General features: G+C 69.9%; 6 protein-coding genes. 5 read left to right on the forward strand and 1 reads right to left on the reverse strand.

Annotated elements, in window-relative coordinates; translation table 11 throughout:
- The first annotated feature begins 3 nt into the window (after nucleotides 1–3).
- From ACZ6EM_RS27795 to ACZ6EM_RS27810, 4 genes are all read left to right on the forward strand, one after another.
- A complete protein-coding gene (locus ACZ6EM_RS27795; RefSeq protein ID WP_401053975.1) occupies nucleotides 4–219 on the forward strand; it encodes an MbtH family protein in 216 nt (71 codons plus the stop codon).
- Between the two features lie 11 nt (nucleotides 220–230).
- Nucleotides 231–1,478 (forward strand): cytochrome P450, encoded by a 1,248-nt coding sequence (locus tag ACZ6EM_RS27800; protein WP_465773497.1) that lies wholly within the window; start codon nucleotides 231–233, stop codon nucleotides 1,476–1,478.
- A 69-nt stretch (nucleotides 1,479–1,547) separates the two neighbouring features.
- On the forward strand, nucleotides 1,548–2,297 hold the full coding sequence (locus ACZ6EM_RS27805) for an SRPBCC family protein (protein ID WP_465773498.1): 750 nt from the start codon (nucleotides 1,548–1,550) through the stop codon (nucleotides 2,295–2,297).
- A gap of 8 nt (nucleotides 2,298–2,305) precedes the next feature.
- Nucleotides 2,306–2,506, forward strand: coding sequence for a hypothetical protein (locus ACZ6EM_RS27810; protein WP_452178465.1), 201 nt, complete (start codon nucleotides 2,306–2,308; stop codon nucleotides 2,504–2,506).
- A gap of 36 nt (nucleotides 2,507–2,542) precedes the next feature.
- On the opposite strand, the gene ACZ6EM_RS27815 is transcribed toward ACZ6EM_RS27810, so the two are convergent.
- Nucleotides 2,543–3,127, reverse strand: coding sequence for a hypothetical protein (locus ACZ6EM_RS27815; RefSeq protein ID WP_465773499.1), 585 nt, complete (start codon nucleotides 3,125–3,127; stop codon nucleotides 2,543–2,545).
- Nucleotides 3,128–3,842: 715 nt separating this feature from the next.
- Between ACZ6EM_RS27815 and ACZ6EM_RS27820 the strand changes: the two genes are divergently transcribed.
- Nucleotides 3,843–4,063, forward strand: a 221-nt coding sequence (locus ACZ6EM_RS27820; RefSeq protein ID WP_465773500.1) for a hypothetical protein, incomplete at its 3' end; no start/stop codon positions are given.

The raw sequence follows: 4,063 nt of genomic DNA on the forward strand, positions 1-4,063 counted from the left end.
CCCATGACCAACCCCTTCGACGACCAGGACGGCACCTTCCTCGTGCTCGTCAACGACGAGAACCAGCACTCGCTCTGGCCCCGGTTCGCGGACGTCCCCGACGGCTGGACCGTCGCCCACGGCCCCGACACCAACGCCGCCTGCCTGGAGTACGTCGAGAAGTCCTGGACCGACATGCGGCCCAGGAGCCTCGCCGACGCCATGGACGCCCAGCGGTAACGCGGCCCGTAGTGAATCCGACCGACACCACGGACGAGGCCCGCCCCGCGGCGGGCCTCGCCCCGCCCCACGACTACGCCGCGGACCTGCTCACCCCCGAGGCCCGGCGGGACCCGTACCCGTTCTACGCCCGCATGCGGCGCGAGAGCCCCGTCCACCGCAGCGCCCAGGGCATCTGGTACCTCACCCGGTACGCCGACGTCGAGGCGGCCCTGAGCGACCTGCGGCTGTCCAACGACCGGGACCGGATGACCCGCGCCTACGGAGCGCTCGGCGGCGACCTCAAGGCCTTCAGCCGGCTCACCGACCGGCTCGGCCGGGTGATGACCAACACCGACCCGCCGGACCACGCCCGGCTGCGCAAGCTCGCCAACCGCGCGTTCACCGCCCGGCGCGTCGAAGCCCTGCGCGACGGCATCCAGCGCATCGTCGACCGGCTCATCGACGAGTCGATCGCGGCGGGGCCGGCCATGGACCTGATCGAGGCGGTCGCCGCCCCGCTGCCGATGTCCGTCGTCTGTGAGCTCTTCGGCATTCCGGACGAGGACCGCCCGCAGGTCAAGACCTGGTTCCGCCGCTTCGGCCGGCTGGGCGAGGACATCGACAAGTCCGAGGAGGCGATCGGGCAGTACGAGGAGTACCTGTCCGGGCTCATCCGGCAGCGCCGGCGCGAACCGGGCGACGACCTCATCAGCGCCCTGGTCGCCACCCAGGCGCAGGACGACCGGCTCACCGACTCCGAACTGCTGTCCACCTGCTTCGTCCTGATCACCGCCGGCGACGAGACCACCACCCACCTGCTCGGCAACGGCGTCCTCGCCCTGCTGCGCCACCCGGACCAACTGGCCCGGCTGTGCGCGGACCCGGGGCTGATCCGCGGCGCCGTCGAGGAACTGGCCCGCTACGACACGGTGACCCAGGCGATCGTCCGGGTCGTCGCGGAGGACCTGGAGATCGGCGGACGGACGCTGCGGGAGGGCGAGTTGGCGTACCTGTTCCTCGGTGCGACCAACCGCGATCCCGAGCGCTTCGAGGACCCCGACCGGCTCGACCTGACCCGCCCCGGCAACCGGCACCTGAGCTTCGGCCACGGACCGCACTTCTGCCTCGGCGGCCCACTGGCCAAGCTCCAGGCCGAGGTGGCGATCGGCACGCTGGTGCGCCGGCTGCCCGAGCTGCGGCTGGCCGACGAGACGGCGCTGGACTGGCGGCCCAACCCGCTGCAACGGCGGCTGAGCACCCTCCCGCTCACCTACTGACCATGAACGACGACTACTGACCATGAACGACGGCTACTGACCATGAACGACGACGAAGGAGAACCGACCATGGCCCGAGAGTTCGAGGTCCGCCGGGAACAGGACCTGCCCGCCACGCCCGAACAGGTCTGGGACGCGGTCGCCACCGGCGCCGGCAACCTCGGCTGGCTGTACCCGATGGAGGTCGAGCCGCGCGTCGGCGGAAAGGCCACCCGGGGCGACGCCACTGTCGTGGCCTGGGAGCCGCCGCGGCGCTTCGCCGTCCGCGCGACCCAGGACGGCGGGTTCTCCAACACGCTCAGCTACCACATCGAGCCGGCCGACGGCGGAACGAGCCACCTGCGGATGGGAATCCACTGGGTGCACACGGGCGTCGTCGACGAGGCCTGGAGGTGGGACGCCAAGTCGGACGCGGCCGAGAAGCACGTCGACTTCTACCAGCACGGCCTCGCCGAGTACCTGCGGCACTTCGCCGGCCGCCCCGCCGTCTACGTCAAGGCCCAGCGCCCCGAACCCACCTCCGACCCGGCCGACTTCGCCGCCCTGCGCCGACGCCTCGGCCTCGCCGAGGACGCGGCCGTCGGCGACCGGCTCACACTCCACGTCCCCGGCCCGGACGGCGGCCCGGAAGAGGTGGTCATGGACTGGCTCAGCCCCGACTTCGTCGGCCTGCGCGGCCCGGACACGCTCTACCGCTTCTTCAACGGCAGCACCTGGGGCACGCCGATCTGGCTGGCTCACCACCTGTTCGCCGAGGACGCCGACGAGCAGCGGGCCACCGGGGCGTGGACCGCCTGGCTCAACGACACCCACGCCTAGGACCCCCGATGGAAACCTCCACAGAAACCCTGCTCTACGCCGCCGAACTCGTCGAGGAGAACGGCACCTACAGGCTCGTCGTCCAGGACGTGCGGCGGGACACCGTCCAGACCACCCCGGTCCCCAGATCCATGGTGGACAAGCTCCCGACCTTCCTCGCGGCGCTCACCTCCAGACTCAACTCCGCACCCTCGCGCAGCCGTTGGTAGTCGTTGGTAGCCGTAGGGCAGCCGGCCACCGAGCTCTCACCCGGGAGGAGGGGCCCCCGCGCCTGCCCCTGGCCCTGTCCGGCCGCAGGGGCGCGCTCGGCGGTGGCCCCCGCGGTCGCCCTGCGGCTCGACGGCCGAGGCCTCACGTCCGGCAAACCAGTCGGCCTCGGGACAGAGGCCTACGACGACCCGGAGCTGCGCTCGCTCACCCTCCCTGAGCCGAGCGTCGACCACCGGCTCATCGAGGCGCACCTCCCCGGCAGGCGAATCCCCGACGCGGTGCGCGTTCTCCAGCACCGGGCTGTACTCGACGATCACCGAGCCGCCCTGGGGAAGGTTCGGCGTGGTCACGGCTGCGGCGACCCCGGCGAACGCCTTGCGTTCCTCTTCCCGACGCCAGCCCTCGCTGTTCACCTCCAATGAGTCGGCGGCGCCGGCCGGGTGGGTGTAGGTGCGCCAGGCCGCCGCCGACAGTTGGGTAAGGGCCGCAGTCAGGCGGGACAGCGCGGCGAGGTCCGTGCCGGCCGGGACGGTGGCGATCCGTGAGGCAAGGTCGCCTTGGCCGGTTCCCCAGGTGGCGATGAGTTCGTGTCGAGCGGGGTCGACGCAGTAGCGGGTCATGACGGACCACCTCCAGCTCGACTACGTCATATCACCTGTCACGGAGGTGCTATGACGTATCGTCAGTCTTTGGCTCGATCGAGGTCGACTGGAAATCATCGAGGTGTGGCCCGCTGCTTCTCGCCGGGAGCGTGCTCTGCGTCGCGTTCGGGTCGGCCTTCGCCGACTTCCGGAGTGAGTGGCTGCCGATTCCGGCCGCACGGATGGCGAAATATCGCTTTGAGGTGACGGATGATCACGATGTGTGATGTGATCGGTTCTTGCCAGGCGGGCGGGCCCATGACGATGGTCGATGCCCGCTGCTCGGTTCCTGGTGCGATGAGTCCGGCCTGGCCTGTTTTGTCGAGGGTCGGGCGCTACCAGCAGCGTCACTCGTGTCGGTAACGAGGGGATTTTTCATGTCGGTGTCCGTCGTGGACCTGCTCGCCAGCTTCCCGGCCCCGGGGAGGACATCGTTGTCCGAGTGAACCGGCTGACGGGAGCGCGTTGGCGTCCATAGTCTGATGCGACGAACCCGTCAGCGATCAGGCGGTAGCGCGGACGGGTGCGACTTCAGGAAGCGACCGAGTTCGTCGTTGCCCGACTGGTGAACCGCGCCCATGCGCAACGGGGACCTCCTCCTTGGTCAGGCCGGCCGTCCGCCCTGCTTGGCATCCCTTGGTGCTCTCCGCGCTTTTCCGCCTGCGTACACCCTCACAATCCCATGGGGAACTTCGTGGACCAGATGAACGTCGTCGCTGGAATCTCAGGACCTGTTGACGGCCTGCGCGCCATCCTCGAAGCAAAGTATCGCGTTTCAAATCTGCAGTCTTTCTGGTTGCAGGGGCCCGGAGAAGCAAGCATGCCGGTCCCTGATCGGGATTTCACCGTTCACGATCTGGCGCCGCAGCCCATCACCGCCACGTGGGTGTCGGTGCCGCCTTCGGGGCAGCCGTT

It is taken from the genome of Kitasatospora sp. NPDC041917, assembly GCF_055589745.1.